The sequence below is a fragment of the Rhizobium sp. H4 genome, assembly GCF_003013335.1.
GTDB classification, from domain to species: Bacteria; Pseudomonadota; Alphaproteobacteria; order Rhizobiales; family Rhizobiaceae; genus Rhizobium; species Rhizobium sophoriradicis.
This window is the reverse complement of the sequence record NZ_PSOW01000016.1, coordinates 1-18,886: the sequence shown is the minus strand read 5'-3', so window position 1 is coordinate 18,886 and position 18,886 is coordinate 1. Positions and strand designations below refer to the sequence as shown.

The window sequence follows — 18,886 nt, the reverse complement described above, 5'->3', positions numbered from 1 at the left end:
ATGCAGGAGAATTGTAGCGAGGATCAAACTTGCTGATCAGTCATCGGCGCCGTGGTTGGCGATCATCATCGCCTCGAAGGCCAGGCGCTCGGTCTTGCGCATGCGTTCGGACTCCGATTTCAGCTGGCCGCAGGCAGCAAGAATATCGCGGCCGCGCGGCGTGCGGATCGGCGAGGCATAACCGGCCGAGTTGATGAAATCGGCGAACTTCTCGATCTGCTCCCAGTCGGAACACTGGTAGTTGGTGCCGGGCCAGGGATTGAACGGAATGAGGTTGATCTTCGCCGGCACGCCCTTCAAGAGCTTGATCAGCCCCTTGGCGTCTTCAAGGCTGTCATTGACGTCCTTCAGCATCACATATTCGAAGGTGATGCGCCGCGCATTGGAAAGGCCGGGATAGGCCTTGCAGGCGTCGATCAATTCCTTCAGCGGATACTTCTTGTTGATCGGCACCAGAATATCGCGCAGATCGTCGCGCACCGCATGCAGCGAGATCGCCAGCATGACGCCGATCTCCTCGCCGGTGCGGAAGATTTCCGGCACGACACCCGAGGTGGAAAGCGTCACGCGACGTTTGGACAGCGACAGGCCGTCGCCATCGGTGGCGATCAGCAGGGCTTGTTTGACGGCATCGAAATTATAGAGCGGCTCGCCCATGCCCATCATCACGATATTGCTGACCTTGCGGCCTTCGGCAGGCATGATCGTGCCCTGCGGCGCTTCACGATCCGGGAAGTCGCCAAGCCGGTCGCGGGCAAGCAACAGCTGCGACAGGATTTCCTCCGCCGTCAGGTTGCGCACCAGCCGCTGCGTGCCGGTGTGACAGAAGGAACAGGTGAGCGTGCAGCCGACCTGGCTGGAAATGCAGAGCGTGCCGCGGCCCTCTTCCGGAATATAGACGGCTTCGATCTCGACCGGGCGGCCGGCACCGCGCGGGGGAAAGCGCAGCAGCCATTTGCGGGTGCCATCGTTGGAGACCTGCTCCTCGACGATCTCGGGACGCGCGATGGTGAAATGCTGCTTCAGCATTTCGCGCATATCCTTGGCGACATTCGTCATGTGATCGAAATCGGAGACGCCGCGCACATAGATCCAGTTCCAGAGCTGCGCGACGCGCATCTTGATCTGCTTCTCGGCCACGCCTCTTTCCCTGAGCGCCGCCGCCATTTCCTCGCGCGACAGCCCGATCAGGGAAGGCTTTTCGGCGCCGTAAGAAACGTTCGGCGCCTGCGGCTTGGTGACATCAATCGCATCCATGACGGACATGGTCTTTAGATCCCGAATTCGAACACGTAACCGCCCCGCAAGCCCCGCGGACTTCAGGAACAAGCCGGAAGAGGTGAGGCGCATGACGGCACATTGGCAGAAATTGAATGGCGGAACGGCGACTGATGTCGCGATCTGTCCGCTGTTGGCCCGGCCTTTAGCATCATTTTGCCGGCCCGTCACTATAGAGCCTTTCCTGGTTAGATTGAAGCATTCTGCCGGAGCAGGTTTTCGTCAGGGCAGAGGCGATTGGCGATGGGCATACCCCATGGTACGTCCGAGCCGATCGCCTCTGATCCTGGCGGAAAGATGCCCGGCCGACCGGCCGCAGCGCTTCGCCGTGGCGAAGCGGTCAGTGCGTCCGGCGTTTTTCAGTCTTGCAGATTTGCCAGGCAAATCTGCGGGAGGGTTGGCTGAAACGGGCCGGCTGATCGACCGGCCGGCTTGGCCGTAGAGCCGGGCTACGACGCGCGCCGGCCGGTCGACCATCCGACTCCGTTTGAGCCAACAGAATGCTTCAATCTAACCAGGAAAGGCTCTAGAAATGGAAAACAGCAAGGGCCGGCGCAAGGCCGGCCCTCGAAATTCCGTTGGGTAAAAAGGTGCTTACTTGCAACCTTCGATCTGCTTCAGCGCCGCCGAGATGCCCGAGAGCGAATAGCTGTAGGACGTGCCCGTTCCCTTGCGCGAGACGGCATTGACAGTCATCGAATGACCGGTCTTCATCGCCGCGACGAGGGCCGGCTCCTGAGCCGCATTCTCGACCCAGCCGGCCTTGTCCTTGGTGAACATCACGAAGGTCTTGTTGTCGATGACGACATTGATCTTCGAATTTTCCTTCACCGTATAGCCCATCATCGCCTGCGGTTCGTAGGAGATGTTCTGGCCGGGGCGCTGCGAGACGATGAAGAAATTGTCGCCGTGGTCGACGCTTGCCGGCTGCTTTGCCGTCGGCACGGACAGCACGTAGCAGACGGTGCTGGCGCCCGACTTGTAGGAATAGGCGCCCCATGCCTGAAACTGCTGAATGCGGGTCGGCGCGGCTTGCTGCGCTGTCGCAACTCCGGCCATACCAAGGGTGAGTGCGAGGGCGGATACGATACTTTTTACAAACATGGATTCCTGCCGGTTCTTGCGATTCAAGGCCCGAAGCGATCAGAGCGGGCGGCGCTTAATCACGATCTGCTTTATTTTGACTTAATTCAGGTTACCAAATGGTCAACAACAGCTGCGATTTGTATGTGCCTGTGTCATTTCAGCTCGACCACGACTTTTGCCCCTTGCTGAAATCGGCTGCGATGCCGGTGCGCCGATGGCACCGGCCGGCCGTTCGGGTGAATCTAAGACACAAAGATTCAGGCAAGAGTTTGACCTTTCAAAAATCCGTTGTACCTCATTAAGACTTTGGAAATCCGGGACGAAATTTTCGCCGCAGGGGGCTCGTGAGACGACATGGATGCCGAGGAAAGACGGCGTTTCGCTGCCCTCGCAAAGGCTGTCGCAGACGATCGCGACCAGCAGGCCTTTTCCATCCTGTTCGACTATTTCGCCCCGCGTCTGAAGGCCTGGCTGATGCGCCGGAAGATGACATCAGGCGAGGCCGAGGAGCTGGTTCAGGAGATCATGATCGTGCTCTGGCACAAGGCCTATCTCTACGACGCCACGCGGTCTTCACTCTCGACCTGGCTCTTTCGCATTGCCCGCAACTGCCGGATCGACCTGCAGCGCCGCGCCGACGCCCGCCTTTTCGACGAGACGGACCCGGCCCTGCAGCCGCCGGCCGACATCGGCGCCGAAGACATCATCGTCAATGACGATCGCGACGCGAAGATCCGTGCCGCGGTCGGCCAACTGCCGCAGGAACAGCGCGACATGCTGCGTGCCGCCTTTTTTCTCGGCCAATCGCACGCCGAGATCGCTGAATCGACCGGGCTGCCGCTCGGCACGGTGAAATCGCGTATCCGGCTTGCCTTCGGCAAACTCCGCAAGGTGCTGGAGCAGGAACTCGGCTGAAGCGCGCCGGCCCTTCAAATGGTTTTCATCGTATCCGCGGGTGGGTCGGCGAGGACGCGGTCCGCCGCGTCGTAATGCCCTGGCCGGATATGGCCGCGCACCATGGCGAAGGCGGCGGAAAGCACGGCGACGTCGTCAGAAAAGCCGATGACGGCGAAAATATCCGGGATCATGTCGACCGGCATGACGAAATAGGCGAGTGCTGCGAGCAGCACACCGCGCACCTTGGTCGGCGTTTGTGGATCGAGCGCGCAGTAGAAGCCGGCGACGACATCGCGCGAGAACGGGATCTGCCGCACGGCCCGGCGGAAGGTCGGCCAGAACTTCTGCCGCACCGTCTTCTCCCGCCGGCTCTGGGTGTCTTCGTCGCCCGGCAGCAGGATTTCCCCGAATTTGACCTCGTCCATCCCTGACTTCCTTTCGTCCCTGCCAACATATGGTGATGGCGCCCAGGCTTTCAATCGACCCCTTTCAATCGGCCCCTTTCAATCGACCTCGCCTTCAGCGCGGACGTCGCGCTGCCGCCTTCTCCATCGCCTTGGCGAGCTTGAAATCCAGCTCCGTCAGCCCACCGGCATCATGCGTGTTCAACGTCACATCGACCCTGGAATAGACGTTGAACCATTCGGGATGATGGTTGAGCTTCTCGGCCGTGATCGCTGCCTCCGTCATGAAGCCGAAGGCCTCGATGAAATTCGAAAACTTGAATGTCTTGGAGATCGAGGAGGCCGCGTCATTGAGCGCCCAGCCGGCAAGGCCCGCCAGTTCCGCCTCGACCGCTGCCCGTTCCAGTCTTTCCCATTTCATGCCATGCTCCTCTTGTTCTTCCGACAGGTCTACCGATGACGCCTATCAGTGTCCTCTTCGTTTGCATGGGCAATATATGCCGTTCTCCGCTTGCCGAGGGAATTTTTCGCCACCTCGTCACCGAGGCTGGCCTGACCGGCCATTTCACCATCGATTCCGCCGGCACCGGCGGCTGGCATGAAGGCGAGCCGCCCGACCGGCGTTCGATCGCCGCCGCGCAAAGCCACGGTATCGATATATCCGGGCAACGCGCCCGCCGAATCCGCTCCAGCGATTATAGGGATTTCGATCTGATCCTGGCCATGGACCGCGATAATGTGGCGGCGCTCGAAAAGATCGCGCCGCCCGAGGCGACCATCCGGCTCTTCGGAGATGCCGCGCTTGGAACCGGAGAGGATATTCCCGATCCCTATTATGGCGGCCCTGATGGTTTCGAGCTGATCTATACCAGGCTCTTGACCGGCTGCAGCAGCCTGCTCGAAGCGCTCGGCGTCGAACGTGCCTCGTGCAGCGGGAACACTTCCTCTGTCAGGTAGGGTCCGCCGCCCACCGATTCGCGCGACGAAAGCAGCACGAAGCGTGGCGCCGTGAAGGTCGCGGTGTGGAAGTTGCCGCGCCCGGCCAGATATTGCACGACATCGTCGAGCCGCGAGGACTTGAGCCGGGCCAGCGTCACATGCGGCATGAATTTGCGCGGATCCGGCGGCAGGCCGATGCGCTGGCAGATGCGCTCGATCTCACCCTGCAGGGCGTACATCTCAGGCGATTGCGAGACGCCGGCCCAGACCGAATGCGGTTTTTTCGAGCCGAAGGAACCGATGCCTTCGAGGCGGAACTGGAATTCGGGCCGGTCGATCCGATCGAGGCGTTCGACGATTTCATCGGCCGTGCGGCCGTCGACATCACCGATGAAGCGCAGCGTGATGTGGTAATTCTCCACATCGATCCATCGTGCTCCGGGGAGGCCACCGCGCAGCAATGAAAGGCTCATCGCCGCATTGCGCGGAATTTCGAGGGCGGTAAACAGTCTCGGCATAACGAGCACTCCCCGAATCTTTTACAGGTGCTTACACGGAATCACGCAATCAATGAGCGCGCAAGCCCCTATTTCTTCACAGTAGAAATCGTCCCGACGAAATTTGTGACATCGGCTTCCATCTTTTCGACCATGACGTCGATACCTCTCGCATTCGGATGCATTCCGTCTTCGAGTTTCAGCCCCGCATCGAGCGCCACCCCGTCGAGGAAGAAGGGATACAGCCGAACTTCGTATTTCTCCGAAAGTTTCCGATAAATTGGATTGAAGCGCTCCGCATAGTCCGCACCCATGTTCGGCGGTGCCATCATGCCGACGAGGAACACAGCGATGCCGCGCTCCTTCAGGCGACTTATCATACGGTCGAGATTCTTCTCGCTCTCCTCCGGCGGAATGCCGCGCAGCGCGTCATTGGCGCCGAGCTCCAGAATGACGCCGTCGGTTCCGTCAGGCACCGACCAGTCGATGCGGGCAAGCCCCCCTGTCGTCGTGTCGCCCGACACGCCGGCATTGGCGATGGCAACGTCGAGCCCCTTCGCCTTCAAGGCCGCCTGCAGCTTTTCGGGGAAACCCTCGCCGGGCGCCAGCTGGTAGCCCGCCATTAGGCTGTCCCCGAACCCGACGAGATTGATCGTTCGGGCAGCGGCGGCCCCGGCAAAAATCAGCGAGACGGCGATGACGGTGAATTGAAGCGCGGCAACTTTAAATCTCATTCTGGCTTCCCTAGATTGGCGAGGTGCCGTCACGCGGCCATTCGGTTAGAGATTTATATAGGGCGATTTCCTTGGCAAAAACCATCATCGAGTTGAAGAGCGCCGATCTGACCCTTGGCAGCGCCGCCGCTTCCGTCCATGTGCTGAAGGGCATCGACCTCGATATTTCAGCCGGCGAATCCGTCGGCATCGTCGGCCCTTCGGGTTCCGGCAAGTCCACCCTGCTGATGGTGCTTGCCGGATTGGAGAAGCTCGACAGCGGTGAAATCAACATCAACGATACACCGCTCCATGCGCTTAGCGAGGACGAGGTCGCCGATTTCCGCGGCCGCAACATCGGCATCGTCTTCCAGTCCTTCCACCTGATCGCCAACATGACGGCGCTGGAAAACGTCGCCGTGCCGCTGGAGCTCGCCAATGTCCGCAACGCCTTCGAAATCGCCCATCGCGAGCTGAATTCCGTCGGCCTCGGCGAACGGTTGAACCACTATCCGGGCCAACTTTCCGGCGGCGAACAGCAGCGCGTGGCGATCGCAAGGGCGCTCGCCCCCTCGCCCGCTTTGCTGATCGCCGACGAGCCCACCGGCAATCTCGATACCGAGACGGGCCGCCAGATCGCCGACCTCTTGTTTTCCAAACAGGCCGAACGCGGCATGACCCTGCTGCTCGTCACCCATGACGTCTCGCTTGCCAACCGCTGCTCGCGCCAGATTCGCGTCCGCTCCGGCCAGATCGAAGGCGACAGCGCCGCCCGCCGCAGCGAGGCGGCAATCGCATGAGAATGATTACGCCGCGCACCGCGCTTGCATTTCGCCTGGCGCTCCGTGAGCTCCGCGGCGGCATTCGCGGCTTTTACATTTTCCTAGCCTGCATCGCGCTCGGCACAGGCGCGATTGCCGCCGTCAATTCGGTTTCGCAGTCGATCACCGACACGATCGCCTCGCAGGGGCAGGAGCTCTTGGCCGGCGACGTCCGCTTTGAGCTCAACAACCGCGAGGCCACACCGCAGGAAATGGGGTTCCTCGAAAGTCTCGGCACCGTCTCGGTGTCGACAGGTCTGCGCTCGATGGCTCGGAGGCCCGACGGCTCCGACCAGGCGCTTGTCGAAGTCAAAGCGATCGACGACGCCTACCCTCTCTATGGCAGGTTCGCGGCCGAGCCAAATTATCCGCTCGCAGCCCTGCTTTCGGCCCAAAGCGGCACCTATGGCGCGGTCGCAGCCCCGCTGCTGCTCGATCGGCTTGGCCTTGCGGTCGGCGACGAATTGCTGCTCGGCAATGTCAAACTCAGCATCACCGGCACTGTCAAGACCGAGCCGGACGCCCTTTCCGAAGGCTTCGGCTTTGCGCCGCGCCTGCTCGTCAGCCGCCAGGCGCTCGATGCCTCGGGCCTTATCCAGACCGGAAGCCTGGTCGAACATGCCTACAAGATCCGGCTGGAGGACAGGAGCGCGATATCGGGCATCCAGGCGCGCGCCTCAAGGGAATTCCCCTCCGCCGGCTGGGCGATCCGCACCAGCGACCGGGCCGCGCCCTCGCTTACCGAAAACATCACCCGCTTCTCGCAGTTCCTGACGCTGGTGGGCTTGACCGCGCTGATCGTCGGCGGCGTCGGCGTCGCCAATGCGGTGCGTGCCTTCCTCGATTCCAAACGCACCACCATCGCCAGCTTCAAATGCCTCGGTGCGCCGGCCGCCGTCGTCGTGCTAATCTATCTGTTCCAGATCACCATCATCGCCCTTGGCGGCATCATGATCGGCCTCGTCGTCGGCGCCCTATCGCCGATCTTCGCTGCGCAGTTCCTGGCGCAATTCCTGCCGGTGTCCACAGCGCCGACGCTCTATCCCGGCGCCCTGCTGCTAGCGGCGCTCTTCGGCATCCTGACAACGCTCGCCTTCGCCATCCTGCCGCTCGGCCATGCCCGCGAAGTGCCGGCGACGGCGCTCTTCCGCGAGCAGGGCTTCGAGGCCCGCCGCCTGCCGTCCTGGCCCTATATCCTGCTGGCCGCCCTCTTCATGGCAGCGCTTGCCGGCCTTGCCGTCCTCACCGCCTATGATCGCTTCATCGCCGTCGTTTTCGTCGGTGCGATCGTCTTCGCCTTTGTCGTGCTGCGCCTCGTCGCCGCCCTGATCGCCTGGCTTGCGCGCCGCAGCCCGCGCGTCAACTCGCCGGCGCTCAGGCTTGCGATCGGCAACATCCACCGTCCCGGCGCCCTGACGCCCTCGGTGGTGCTGTCGCTCGGCCTCGGCCTGGCGTTGCTGGTGACGCTGACCTTGATCGACGGAAACCTGCGCCAGCAGCTGACCGGCCGGATGAACGAGGGCGCGCCGAACTTTTTCTTCGTCGATATCCAGAGCGCCGAGGTCGACGCATTCCGCAATCTCGTCCAGGCGCAGGCGCCGAAGGGCAAGTTCATGGAGGTGCCGATGCTGCGCGGCCGCATCGTCGCCTTCAACGGCGAGGATGTCAGCAAGATGAACGTGCCGGCCGCCGGCCGCTGGGTGCTGAACGGCGATCGCGGCATCACCTATGCCGACACTTTGCCGGAAAATGCCGCGCTGACCGAAGGCAGCTGGTGGGACAAGGATTACAGCGGCGAGCCGCTCGTCTCCTTCTCCTCGGAAGAGGCGCATGAACTCGGCCTGAAGATCGGCGACACCGTCACCGTCAATGTGCTCGGCCGCAACATCACCGCCAAGATCGCCAATCTGCGCCGCGTCCAGTGGGAATCGCTATCGATCAATTTTGTCATGGTCTTCTCGCCGAACACTTTCCGCGGCGCCCCGCACGCATGGCTCGCGACCCTGACCGATCCCGCCTCGACGCCGGCCGAAGATGCGGCGATCCTGAAATCCGTCACCAACACCTATCCGACGATCACCAGCGTGCGCGTCAAGGACGCGATCGATATCGTCAACCAGCTCGTTGCGCAGCTTGCGACCGCGATCCGCGCCGCCGCCTCGGTGGCCCTGATCGCCTCGATCCTCGTCCTTGCCGGGGCGCTTGCCGCCGGAAACCGGGCGCGCACCCACGATGCAGTGGTGCTGAAGACGCTCGGCGCCACCCGGGCCATGCTGATCCGCGCCTTCAGTTACGAATATCTGATCCTCGGGCTCGCAACCGCGATCTTCGCGCTAATCGCCGGCGCCGCCGCCGCCTGGTTCATCGTCGCCCGCATCATGCGGCTGCCCTCGGCCTTTCTGCCCGATGTGGCGGGGCTGACGCTGGTGACGGCGCTCGTCCTGACCGTCGGCATCGGCCTCATCGGCACCTGGCGCATCCTCGGCCAGAAGGCGGCGCCCGTCCTGCGCGAGCTTTGACCGGATAGCGACGCCCAAACCCTTCACCTTACGGCGATTTAACCGGCCGGGCCTTTGCAAGCCTCTTGTTTGCGAGGGGCGAAGGCCTCATATTGTCTGCAGGCATGCTGGAGCTCCGCAGCGGCGCCCGGGTCGAAAACCCCGACACCGTATCTCCATCGGAGCTTGTAAGAGGAAACTATGGCTGATCTTCGTAACTATCAAAGCCGCGCTCAGACCGGCGAGATGATTGATCAGGGCCTGCGCGCTTATATGCTCAAGGTCTACAACCTGATGGCGCTGGGTCTGGCGATCACCGGTGTGGCCGCATATCTGTCGTTCCAGCTCGCTTTCGCCAATGGCGAGATTACCGCTTTCGGCCAGGCGATCTACCTGAGCCCGCTGAAATGGGTGGTCATTCTGGCGCCGCTGGCTCTGGTGTTCTTCCTGAGCTTCCGGATCCATAGGATGTCGGTGAGCGCCGCCCAGACGACCTTCGCGATCTATGCCGCGCTCGTCGGTCTGTCACTCTCGTCGATCTTCCTGATCTATACCGGTCAGAGCGTCGTTCAGACTTTCTTCGTCACCGCCGCCTCCTTCGGCGCGCTGTCGCTTTACGGCTACACGACGAAGCGTGACCTGTCGGCAATGGGCTCGTTCCTGATCATGGGTCTCTTCGGCCTGATCATCGCCTCGATCGTCAACATCTTTCTGGCATCGTCGGCGATGCAGTTCGCCATCTCGGTGATCGGCGTACTGATCTTCGCAGGCCTCACCGCCTACGACACGCAGCGGATCAAGGAGCTCTACTACGAAGCCGATGACGTCGCTGTTGCCGGCCGCAAGGCGATCATGGGCGCACTGACGCTCTATCTCGACTTCATCAACCTCTTCATGTTCCTGCTGCAGTTCATGGGCAACCGTAAATAAGCAGGTCCATCACGATCGAAAAAGGCGGCTTCGGCCGCCTTTTTTGTTGCGCCGTTTTCGCAGGGATGGTTTTAGAGGAGCTCCGCCCCGCCGCTGGACCAACTGCCCGATGTCCTTCCTTCTGCGCGACGCCTCTCAAGCCGATATCCCCGCCATTACCGGGATCTATCGCGACTCCGTCCTGAACGGCGTTGCAAGCTACGAGATTGCGCCGCCCTCCGAGGCCGAGATGTTGCAGCGTTTTGCCGCCATCATCGGCCAGCAATATCCCTATATCGCCGCAGCCGATGACGACGGAAACTTCCTCGGCTACGCCTATGCCTCGGCCTTTCGCACCCGCCCGGCCTATCGTTGGATGGTGGAGGATTCGATTTACCTGGCGCCCGAAGCCCGCGGCCGCGGTATCGGCAAAGCACTGATGAGCGAATTGATCGACCGCTGCACCGCCCTTGGTTTTCGTCAGATGGTGGCCGTCATCGGCGGCGCGAGCCCCGCCTCGATCGCGCTTCATCTCAAGGCCGGCTTCGTGGAGGTCGGCCTGATGCAGGGCACAGGCTACAAGCACGGCCGCTGGCTTGACACGATGCTCATGCAGCGCAGCCTCGGCGAGGGCATGACGACCGATCCGGATCCATCCGTCTATCCCGGCACGCTGTTCGCCGGCGGCTGATGAGGCTTATTGATCGACCAGCTTCAAGGCCTTGTCGAAGACCTTGAGGACTAGGTTCAGCTCGTGTCCGCGCTTCAGGATCATGCCGTTGACGTTGATGACGGAATAGGCGCCTTGCTTGGCGGCGAGCTTCGGGTTCTTTTCGATTCGGAAGAGCGGCATTTCGCCGGAGCGCTTGAAGACGGAAAACACCGCCTTGTCCTTCAGGTGATCGATGGCGTAATCGCGCCATTCACCCTCACCGACCATGCGGCCGTAGATCCAGAGGATCGCGTCGAGTTCGCGCCTATGGAAAGTCACCGGCAGCGGATCTTTGCTTTGTTTGTATTCCCTGAGATCGACGACGACTGAGGAACTATTGTCGACGGAGCGGTTTCCGCCGTGTCGCAAATCCGGCTGATCTGTCATCAGTCTCCCGAGGCCTCCGCTTGTGACAGGGGAATGACAGTTTGCCCGAGCCGCCACAAATTGCAAGAGTGCGGCCCGTCACATTCAGTCGCAGCCGACAGTGGACAGGTCGCCGCTTTCTCGGCAGCGCCGCATTTCAGTCAAAACAGCGCCTCATTTGCAGGAGAATTATGCATCCCGGTTTGGCGCCAGCGCGCCAAAGGGCCCGGCGGAGCGTATCGACCTTAACCCCAGCCCCGAATACGCTCAGCCGGGCCGCCCGGACCTTCATCCGCAAGCGGATGCAACTCAGATATTTTTGCCCGCCATCACCACGGTCGCGCCAAGGATCGCGGCCGGATCGCCGTCCGCGGTCGCCGACTGCAGCAGGATAGCGCAACCCTCGAGCTGCGGCCGCTGCAGGACGGTTGCCGGCAGCGTCAGACTGGTCGCCTTGCCATCCCACATGCCGACCGTTTCGACATTGGTGACGCTGTGCAGATACGAGAGCTTCTTTCCGCTGTTCTCGCCTTTTTCGACATCGATCGTCTTTTCCTTGTCGAAATAAACCATCACGACATTGGCTTTGCCCTGTCCCGCCCCGATCTTGATTTCCAGCTCGTCGCCGCGCATCGATGCGCTGATAGGAACGGTCAACCCGTTCCCTTCGCCGCTATAGGTGTCGATCCTGCTGTTGATGCCGTTCAAATCGGAGCCGGCCAGGTGGCCGCGTCCATTGACGATGGCCTGCGGCGTGTAGACGTTGCTGCGGCCCATCGTCCTGGCATAGCCGTATTGCCGCTCGGTGTTTTCCTTCGAGCTCAGCGTATCGGCCCAGCCGAGATAATTCCAGTAATCGACGTGATATGCGAGCGCGATGACATTTCCCTGGTTCACCAGCTTGCGGAAAGCCGCATCAGCCGGCGGACAGGAGGAGCAGCCCTGCGCCGTGAACAGCTCGACGACGCCTTTCGGCGTGCCGTCTTCGGCATTCAGCGGCCCTGCGAGAGCAAGACCGGCCAATAGCGGGATCAACAAACGGGGGAACATTCACCTGCACCTCTTTTTCAGCGTCGCCAGCGTGTTGGTAACCGGAGGCTCTGAGATATGAACGTACGAATAATCCTTCCGGGTCCAAACGAAAAGTCACGAACGGGTGAGACGCAGCACGACCGGAAGCCGCAGAAAACAAATCATCGTGAGCCCGCTCGAATGCCGCCGCCGCAAAAGAAAAGCCGCCGGAAATTGCTCTCCGGCGGCCCTGATCATGTCAGGCTCTTAACAATCAGGCAGCGAGATCGCGCAGGACCGTCTGCAGAATGCCGCCATTGTTGAGGTAGATCACCTCATCGAGCGTATCGACGCGCGACAGCAGCGGAACGTCCTTAACGGTGCCGTCGCTATAGGTGATCTTGGCAATCTTCCGCTCGCGCGGCTTGATCTTGTCGAGGCCTTCGATGGTGACGAGTTCGTCGCCCTTGAGGCCGAGGCTCTGCCAGGTCGTGCCCTCTTCGAAGACGAAGGGGATGACGCCCATGCCAACCAGGTTCGAGCGATGGATGCGCTCGAAAGACTGGGCGATCACCGCCTTGACGCCGAGCAGGTTGGTGCCCTTGGCCGCCCAGTCGCGCGAGGAGCCGTTGCCATATTCGACACCGGCGAAGATGACGAGCGGCACGCCTTCCTGCTTGTACTGCATCGCCGCGTCGTAGATCGAGGTCTCTTCCTTCGACGGGTAGTGGATGGTGTAGCCACCTTCCTTGCCGTTCGGGCCGAGCATGTGGTTGCGGATGCGGATGTTGGCGAAGGTGCCGCGCATCATCACTTCATGGTTGCCGCGGCGCGTGCCGTACTGGTTGAAGTCGGCAACGGCAACGTCATGACCGATGAGATAGGCACCGGCCGGCGATGCCGCCTTGATCGAACCGGCCGGCGAGATGTGGTCGGTAGTGATCTTGTCGCCGAACAGGCCGAGGACGCGCGCACCCTTGATGTCGGCGACGCCGGTGCCCTTCTTGCCCATGCCGACGAAGTAGGGCGGGTTCTGGACATAGGTCGAATTGTCGTCCCAGGCATAGGTCTGGCCCGGCGGAACCTGAACGGCCTGCCAGTTGACGTCACCCTTGAAGACGTCGGCATACTTGCTTTCGTAAAGCTCGCGGGTGACGTATTTCAGGATGAATTCCTGGACTTCCGCAGAGGTCGGCCAGATATCCCTGAGATAGACCGGGTTGCCGTTCTGGTCCTCGCCGATCGGCTCGTTGGTCAGATCCTTCTGCACCGTGCCGGCAAGCGCGTAGGCGACGACGAGCGGCGGCGAAGCGAGGTAGTTCGCCTGAACGTCAGGCGAAATACGGCCTTCGAAGTTACGGTTTCCGGAGAGCACGCCCGATACGATCAGGCCCTTGTCGTTGATCGTCTTCGAGATCGGCGCCGGCAGCGGGCCGGAATTGCCGATGCAGGTGGTGCAGCCGAAGCCGACGAGGTTGAAGCCGAGCTTGTCGAGATCGGCCTGCAGGCCGGACTTAGCAAGATATTCGCCGACGACCTGCGATCCCGGAGCGAGCGAGGTCTTCACCCACGGCTTGGTCTTCAGGCCCTTGGCAACGGCGTTGCGGGCGAGAAGGCCGGCAGCGATCAGCACCGACGGGTTGGAGGTGTTGGTGCATGAGGTGATGGCGGCAATCGCCACGTCGCCATGGCCGAGATCGAAATCAGTGCCTTCGACCGCATAGCGGTTAGTAAGCTGGCCGGGCTTCTTGTAATCGGCATCCATCGAGCCGGCGAAACCGGAAGCGATGTTTTCGAGCGCGATGCGGCCTTCCGGACGCTTCGGGCCGGCCATCGACGGCACGACATCGCCGAGGTCGAGTTCCAGCGTGTCGGTGAAGACGAGGTCGGAACCGTCTCCTTCGCGCCACATGCCCTGGGCCTTCGAATAGGCTTCGACCAGCGCAATCCGGTCATGCGTGCGGCCGGACATGGTGAGGTAGTTGATGGTTTCGCCGTCAACCGGGAAGAAGCCGCAGGTGGCGCCGTATTCCGGACCCATATTGCCGATCGTCGCGCGGTCGGCGAGCGGCATATTGTCCATGCCGGGGCCGAAGAATTCGACGAATTTCGAAACAACGCCCTTCTTGCGCAGCATCTGCACGACGGTCAGAACGAGGTCGGTCGCCGTGACGCCTTCCTTCAGCTTGCCGGTCAGCTTAAAGCCGATGACTTCAGGAAGAAGCATCGAAACCGGCTGGCCGAGCATCGCCGCTTCCGCTTCGATACCGCCCACGCCCCAGCCGAGAACGCCAAGACCGTTGATCATCGTCGTGTGGCTGTCGGTGCCGACGCAAGTATCGGGATAGGCGATCGTCTCGCCGTCCTCTTCCTTGGTCCAGACGGTCTGGCCGAGATATTCGAGATTGACCTGATGACAGATGCCGGTGCCGGGAGGCACGACGCGGAAATTCTTGAAGGCCTGCTGGCCCCACTTTAGGAAGCGGTAGCGCTCGCCGTTGCGCTGATATTCCAACTCGACGTTCTTGGCGAAAGCCTGAGGCGTGCCGAATTCATCGACGATGACGGAGTGGTCGATGACGAGGTCGACTGGAACGAGCGGGTTGATCTTCTCGGGATCGCCGCCGAGCGACACCATCGCGTCGCGCATGGCGGCAAGGTCGACGACCGCGGGAACGCCGGTGAAGTCCTGCATCAGCACGCGCGCCGGGCGATAGGCAATCTCGTTTTCGACCGCGCCCTTATTGTTCAGCCATTCGGCGACGGCCAGGATATGCTCCTTGGTGACCGACTGACCGTCTTCGAAGCGCAGCAGGTTTTCGAGCAGCACCTTCATCGAATAGGGCAGCTTCGAGACGCCGGGCAGACCGTTTGCCTCAGCCTTGGGCAGGCTGTAATAGACATAGTCCTTTCCACCAACGGAAAGCGTGGAACGACAATTGAAACTGTCAAGAGATTTAGACACGAGAGACCCCGTTTCTGATAGCCAACACAGTCGTGCGAACGCCTATGCACTTAATGCACATCAGGATGCGGGTACGGCCATTTCCGCTGTCCGCACGTGGAGCAGACGCTCCAAGTTCGGCGCAAGGATGAAATTCACGCCGACCGCTGGCGTGGTTGCAGGTCTTATAGATAATTTCCTAAAAACTTGCCATACCCGGAACCGAGCAAAATCGGACATTTTTTGACCCCTCCGCAGGCCGCAACGAAGAAAGAACCGATGCATGCATCTCACCGCCGAAAATCTGGCCGCAAGGCGCGGTGACGATTTGATTTTCGTTAATCTTTCCTTTCACTTGGCAGCCGGCGAGGCGCTTGTGCTGACGGGGAGAAATGGATCCGGAAAGTCCACTTTGCTGCGCGTTGTCGCCGGTCTGTTGAGGCCGGAAAAGGGCACTGTCATCTTTCATGGCGACGGCAGCCGGGAGGGCCGGCATCCCGGCGAGGTCAGCCACTACCTTGGCCATCGAAATGCGATGAAGAATGAACTTACGGTTGCAGAGAACCTCGATTTCTGGCGCGCCTTTCTTGACGAAACGGAAGCGCCTGCCGGCCTATCCCCTGAGGAGGCAGCCGAAGCCGTCGGCCTTTCGGGAATAACCCACCTTCCCTTCGGTTATCTCTCCGCCGGCCAGCAGCGCCGATTCGCCTTCGCAAAGCTGCTGGTCGCCCACCGCCCCATCTGGATCCTCGACGAACCCACGGCGGCACTCGACGCCAGCGCCGACCGGCTGCTTTCCGGCTTGATCGAAGCGCATCTGGCAAAAGGCGGCATCGCGCTGGCGGCGACGCATCAGCCCCTGGGCTTGAAGAATATGCAGGAATTGAAGATGACGGGCTTTGCCGGCGTGGATCAGGGGGTGTGGGGATGATGGTTTGCGATGTCGCTACCCCCCTCTGCCCTGCCGGGCATCTCCCCCACAAGGGGGGAGATCGGCAAGATGCACCGGCCCCGCGAAATCTTGGTCGTGCGCCGAGCGGCTGTCGCCATCCGTGGCGTTTGATTGGGGCAAGAGGGCGCCCCCAGCCGATCTCCCCCCTTGTGGGGGAGATGCCCGGCAGGGCAGAGGGGGGTGCCGCACCATCCATCACACATGTAGAGAGCCGCCCCTAGATGACCGCCCTCTTCCTCCGCGATCTCAAACTCTCCATCCGCGCCGGCGGCGGCGCGCTGATCGGCGTGCTGTTCTTCCTCACGATCGTCGCCGTCATCCCGTTCGGCGTCGGCCCGGATCTCAAGCTGCTCTCGCGCATCGGCCCAGCCATCGTCTGGATCGGCGCGCTGCTTGCCGCCCTTCTCGGCCTCGACCGCCTGTTCCAGGCCGAGCGCGACGACGGGTCGCTCGACCTGATGCTGATGCAGGAAACACCGCTTGTCCTCACCGTGCTGGTCAAATGCTTCGCCCACTGGACGGCGACCAGCCTGCCTTTGGTGATCGCCTCACCGCTGCTCGGGCTCTTCATGAACATGGACGAGACGGCGATTGCTGCCACCATGCTGACGCTGCTTGTCGGCTCGCCGGCCATCACCTTCATCGGCGCCGTCGGCGCCGCCGTTGCCGTCGCCCTGCCGCGCGGTGGCCTGCTGGTCTCGATCCTGGTACTGCCGCTGACCATCCCGGTGCTGATCTTCGGCGTCAGCGCCACCTATGCCGCGGTCGAGGATCCCGCCCCCTTCCTGCCACCCTTCCTCATCCTGGCAGCGCTGACGCTGTTCTTCGCGGTGATCGGCCCGGCCGCCGCTGCGCTCGCGCTGCGAAACACGTCGGATTGAATGTCATTCGATTGCGGGACTAGCCGGATCAAGGTAAGGAAGCGGCATGAGCGAAACGAGCCTAGCCATCCGCAAATTTAGCGATCTCGCCAACCCAACGCGGTTTCTGGCGCTGGCGGCGCGCGCCCTTCCGTGGCTGGCCGGCATGACCGCCCTCTGTTTCGCGGCCGGCCTCTATCTGAGCTTTGCGACCGAAGGCGATTACCAGCAGGGCGAGACCGTGCGCATCATGTATGTCCACGTGCCCTCGGCCTGGCTTTCGATGATGTGCTACACGGTCATGAGCTGCTCTGCGATCGGCACGCTGGTCTGGCGCCATCCGCTGGCCGATGTCTCGGCCAAGGCCGCAGCCCCGCTCGGCGCCGCCTTCACCTTACTGGCGCTCGTCACCGGCTCGCTCTGGGGCAAGCCGATGTGGGGCACCTGGTGGGTCTGGGACGCGCGGCTGACCTCGGTCTTCGTTCTCTTTCTGATGTATCTCGGCCTGATTGCGCTCAGCCGCGCCATCGACGATCCATCGAAGGCCGCGCGTGTTTCCGCCGTGCTCATCCTCGTCGGCTTCGTCAACATCCCGATCATCAAATTCTCTGTGGACTGGTGGAATACGCTGCATCAGCCGGCCAGCGTGATGCGCCTCGATGGGCCGGCGATCGATCCGGAATTTCTGCGTCCGCTCTTCGTCATGGCGATCGCTTTCACGCTGCTCTTCTTCACGCTGCACGTCATGGCAATGAGAAACGAGATCTGGCGCCGCCGCATCGCCGCCCAGCGCCGTCTCGCCGCCCGCATGGCGAGCCGGGAGGAATAGCCGGTGACGCACGCCTTCTATGTCTACGCCTCTTACGGATTCGCAGCGCTGGTCACGGTCGCCGTCACGCTGTGGACCTGGGCCGACGGCCGGGCGCGGCGCCGCGAACTCGCGGCGCTCGAAGCCGCCGGCATTCGCCGCCGCTCGGCGCGCGCGGGGGACGGCGAATGAGCGAGGCGCCCGAAACCACGGCCCGGGCGCGCGGGCTTGGCCGTTATGCGCTGGCGCTTCTGCCGCTCATCGTCTTCGGTGGCATTGCCGCGACGGCCGCAAAGATGCTCTATGACCAGGATTTCCACGGCAAGAACATCGCCGAAATCCCCTCCGCCCTGATCGGGACCAAGGCGCCGGCGCTGAACCTGCCGCCGCTTGAGGGCGCCAACCTGCCGGCGCTGACCGATGCCGCCATCAAAGGCAAGCTGACCCTGGTCAACGTCTTCGCCTCCTGGTGCCTGCCCTGCCGGGACGAACATCCGATCTTGAAGGAACTGGCGAAGGACGGGCGGCTGAATATCGTCGCTATCAACTACAAGGACAAGAACGATAGCGCCCTGCGTTTCCTAGGCGAACTCGGAAATCCCTATCGAGCGATCGGCGTCGATCCGAACGGCAAGGCGGCGATCGATTGGGGCGTCTACGGGATTCCGGAAAGCTATCTGGTCGCCCCCGACGGCACGATCCTCTACAAACGCGTCGGCCCCTTCGACGATATCAGCCTGAACGAAGGGCTGTTTCCGGCGATGGAAAAGGCGCTGGGAAAGCCGGTTTCTTAAGTTTCATTCCGGGAGAAGACCCCTCCCCAACCCCTCCCCACAAGGGGGAGGGACTTATATGCCGCTTCCGACATATCCCACTCACCGTTTCATCCGCAGAGAGGTTGCTGCCTGGCGCCATACAGTGCGCCGAGTTAGCCCCTCCCCCTTGTGGGGACTGTTACATAACCGGCGTTGCAGCTTGGGTCAGGCGATTGCCGTCATCTGTGCTTGCCCCGCTTCGGTGTGTGGCGGGGTGATGGTGGCTGAATTTGATGATTTGGCAGGCAGCTGGACGGAGTCCGCCCCTTGGGTCAGCTGGTCAGCGTCACCCAGCGGCGCATATTGAAGGCGATCGCGGTCATCAACACCTGGGCTTCGGCCTTGGCCAGGCCGCGATAGCGGATGAGCGACAGGC

20 protein-coding genes and 1 pseudogene are annotated in these 18,886 nt (G+C 61.9%); 11 read left to right on the top strand and 10 right to left on the bottom strand.

All coding sequences use genetic code 11. The features are described from left to right. Nucleotides 1-36 precede the first annotated feature (36 nt). Together rlmN and C4N04_RS22990 are read right to left on the bottom strand one after the other, a co-directional pair. Complete coding sequence (rlmN, locus tag C4N04_RS23005) at nucleotides 37-1,266, bottom strand: 23S rRNA (adenine(2503)-C(2))-methyltransferase RlmN (RefSeq protein ID WP_039622678.1); 1,230 nt, start codon at nucleotides 1,264-1,266, stop codon at nucleotides 37-39. A gap of 606 nt (nucleotides 1,267-1,872) precedes the next feature. Then, a complete protein-coding gene (locus C4N04_RS22990; RefSeq protein WP_038691818.1) occupies nucleotides 1,873-2,382 on the bottom strand; it encodes an invasion associated locus B family protein in 510 nt (169 codons plus the stop codon). A gap of 336 nt (nucleotides 2,383-2,718) precedes the next feature. Between C4N04_RS22990 and C4N04_RS22980 the strand changes: the two genes are divergently transcribed. After that, a complete protein-coding gene (locus tag C4N04_RS22980) occupies nucleotides 2,719-3,279 on the top strand; it encodes a sigma-70 family RNA polymerase sigma factor (RefSeq protein ID WP_106797116.1) in 561 nt (186 codons plus the stop codon). A 14-nt stretch (nucleotides 3,280-3,293) separates the two neighbouring features. On the opposite strand, the gene C4N04_RS22975 is transcribed toward C4N04_RS22980, so the two are convergent. After that, entirely contained in the window at nucleotides 3,294-3,686 is a 393-nt protein-coding gene (locus C4N04_RS22975; RefSeq protein WP_038691820.1) for a YkvA family protein, read from the bottom strand. Nucleotides 3,687-3,780: 94 nt separating this feature from the next. After that, nucleotides 3,781-4,086 carry a 4a-hydroxytetrahydrobiopterin dehydratase gene (locus C4N04_RS22970; RefSeq protein ID WP_038691822.1) on the bottom strand — a complete coding sequence of 102 codons (306 nt, stop codon included), beginning with the start codon at nucleotides 4,084-4,086 and terminating at the stop codon, nucleotides 3,781-3,783. 35 nt (nucleotides 4,087-4,121) lie between these two features. Between C4N04_RS22970 and C4N04_RS22965 the strand changes: the two genes are divergently transcribed. After that, nucleotides 4,122-4,622, top strand: coding sequence for a low molecular weight protein-tyrosine-phosphatase (locus C4N04_RS22965; protein WP_096769710.1), 501 nt, complete (start codon nucleotides 4,122-4,124; stop codon nucleotides 4,620-4,622). Here the strand turns inward: C4N04_RS22965 and thpR are convergent. Both thpR and C4N04_RS22955 read right to left on the bottom strand, forming a co-directional pair. Further along, nucleotides 4,529-5,122 carry an RNA 2',3'-cyclic phosphodiesterase gene (gene thpR, locus C4N04_RS22960; RefSeq protein WP_004676889.1) on the bottom strand — a complete coding sequence of 198 codons (594 nt, stop codon included), beginning with the start codon at nucleotides 5,120-5,122 and terminating at the stop codon, nucleotides 4,529-4,531. The genes C4N04_RS22965 and thpR overlap by 94 nt on opposite strands. Nucleotides 5,123-5,190: 68 nt before the next feature. After that, nucleotides 5,191-5,835, bottom strand: a complete 645-nt coding sequence (locus tag C4N04_RS22955; protein WP_038691824.1) for an arylesterase — start codon at nucleotides 5,833-5,835, stop codon at nucleotides 5,191-5,193. 71 nt (nucleotides 5,836-5,906) lie between these two features. Between C4N04_RS22955 and C4N04_RS22950 the strand changes: the two genes are divergently transcribed. The 4 genes from C4N04_RS22950 to C4N04_RS22935 all read left to right on the top strand — a co-directional run bounded on the left by C4N04_RS22950 (nucleotide 5,907) and on the right by C4N04_RS22935 (nucleotide 10,733). Next, nucleotides 5,907-6,614, top strand: a complete 708-nt coding sequence (locus C4N04_RS22950) for an ABC transporter ATP-binding protein (RefSeq protein ID WP_038691826.1) — start codon at nucleotides 5,907-5,909, stop codon at nucleotides 6,612-6,614. Continuing rightward, on the top strand, nucleotides 6,611-9,154 hold the full coding sequence (locus C4N04_RS22945; protein WP_106797115.1) for an ABC transporter permease: 2,544 nt from the start codon (nucleotides 6,611-6,613) through the stop codon (nucleotides 9,152-9,154). The genes C4N04_RS22950 and C4N04_RS22945 overlap by 4 nt, the downstream gene beginning before the upstream one ends. Nucleotides 9,155-9,334: 180 nt before the next feature. After that, nucleotides 9,335-10,063: a Bax inhibitor-1/YccA family protein gene (locus C4N04_RS22940; protein WP_077992203.1), complete on the top strand. Its 729-nt coding sequence runs from the start codon at nucleotides 9,335-9,337 to the stop codon at nucleotides 10,061-10,063. A 109-nt stretch (nucleotides 10,064-10,172) separates the two neighbouring features. Further along, nucleotides 10,173-10,733 carry a GNAT family N-acetyltransferase gene (locus C4N04_RS22935; protein ID WP_106797114.1) on the top strand — a complete coding sequence of 187 codons (561 nt, stop codon included), beginning with the start codon at nucleotides 10,173-10,175 and terminating at the stop codon, nucleotides 10,731-10,733. 6 nt (nucleotides 10,734-10,739) lie between these two features. Here C4N04_RS22935 and C4N04_RS22930 read toward each other — a convergent pair whose 3' ends face one another. From C4N04_RS22930 to acnA, 3 genes are all read right to left on the bottom strand, one after another. Continuing rightward, on the bottom strand, nucleotides 10,740-11,141 hold the full coding sequence (locus C4N04_RS22930) for a DUF2794 domain-containing protein (protein WP_009991293.1): 402 nt from the start codon (nucleotides 11,139-11,141) through the stop codon (nucleotides 10,740-10,742). A 288-nt stretch (nucleotides 11,142-11,429) separates the two neighbouring features. Continuing rightward, nucleotides 11,430-12,170, bottom strand: coding sequence for a thioredoxin family protein (locus C4N04_RS22925; RefSeq protein ID WP_106797113.1), 741 nt, complete (start codon nucleotides 12,168-12,170; stop codon nucleotides 11,430-11,432). 235 nt (nucleotides 12,171-12,405) lie between these two features. After that, a complete protein-coding gene (gene acnA, locus C4N04_RS22920; RefSeq protein ID WP_038691836.1) occupies nucleotides 12,406-15,096 on the bottom strand; it encodes an aconitate hydratase AcnA in 2,691 nt (896 codons plus the stop codon). A 262-nt stretch (nucleotides 15,097-15,358) separates the two neighbouring features. Between acnA and ccmA the strand changes: the two genes are divergently transcribed. The 5 genes from ccmA to C4N04_RS22890 all read left to right on the top strand — a co-directional run bounded on the left by ccmA (nucleotide 15,359) and on the right by C4N04_RS22890 (nucleotide 18,489). Continuing rightward, the gene (gene ccmA / locus C4N04_RS22915) at nucleotides 15,359-16,006 is read left to right on the top strand and encodes a heme ABC exporter ATP-binding protein CcmA (protein ID WP_106797112.1); all 648 of its coding nucleotides are present in this window, start codon (nucleotides 15,359-15,361) and stop codon (nucleotides 16,004-16,006) included. 242 nt (nucleotides 16,007-16,248) lie between these two features. Continuing rightward, the gene (ccmB, locus tag C4N04_RS22905; RefSeq protein ID WP_038691840.1) at nucleotides 16,249-16,908 is read left to right on the top strand and encodes a heme exporter protein CcmB; all 660 of its coding nucleotides are present in this window, start codon (nucleotides 16,249-16,251) and stop codon (nucleotides 16,906-16,908) included. A 46-nt stretch (nucleotides 16,909-16,954) separates the two neighbouring features. After that, entirely contained in the window at nucleotides 16,955-17,716 is a 762-nt protein-coding gene (locus C4N04_RS22900) for a heme ABC transporter permease (protein WP_038691842.1), read from the top strand. Nucleotides 17,717-17,719: 3 nt separating this feature from the next. Further along, nucleotides 17,720-17,887 carry a heme exporter protein CcmD gene (gene ccmD, locus C4N04_RS22895; protein ID WP_009991495.1) on the top strand — a complete coding sequence of 56 codons (168 nt, stop codon included), beginning with the start codon at nucleotides 17,720-17,722 and terminating at the stop codon, nucleotides 17,885-17,887. Continuing rightward, the gene (locus C4N04_RS22890) at nucleotides 17,884-18,489 is read left to right on the top strand and encodes a DsbE family thiol:disulfide interchange protein (RefSeq protein WP_038691844.1); all 606 of its coding nucleotides are present in this window, start codon (nucleotides 17,884-17,886) and stop codon (nucleotides 18,487-18,489) included. The genes ccmD and C4N04_RS22890 overlap by 4 nt, the downstream gene beginning before the upstream one ends. A 293-nt stretch (nucleotides 18,490-18,782) precedes the next feature. Here the strand turns inward: C4N04_RS22890 and C4N04_RS22885 are convergent. Beyond that, nucleotides 18,783-18,886: pseudogene (locus C4N04_RS22885) on the bottom strand (IS5/IS1182 family transposase); the annotation flags it as partial.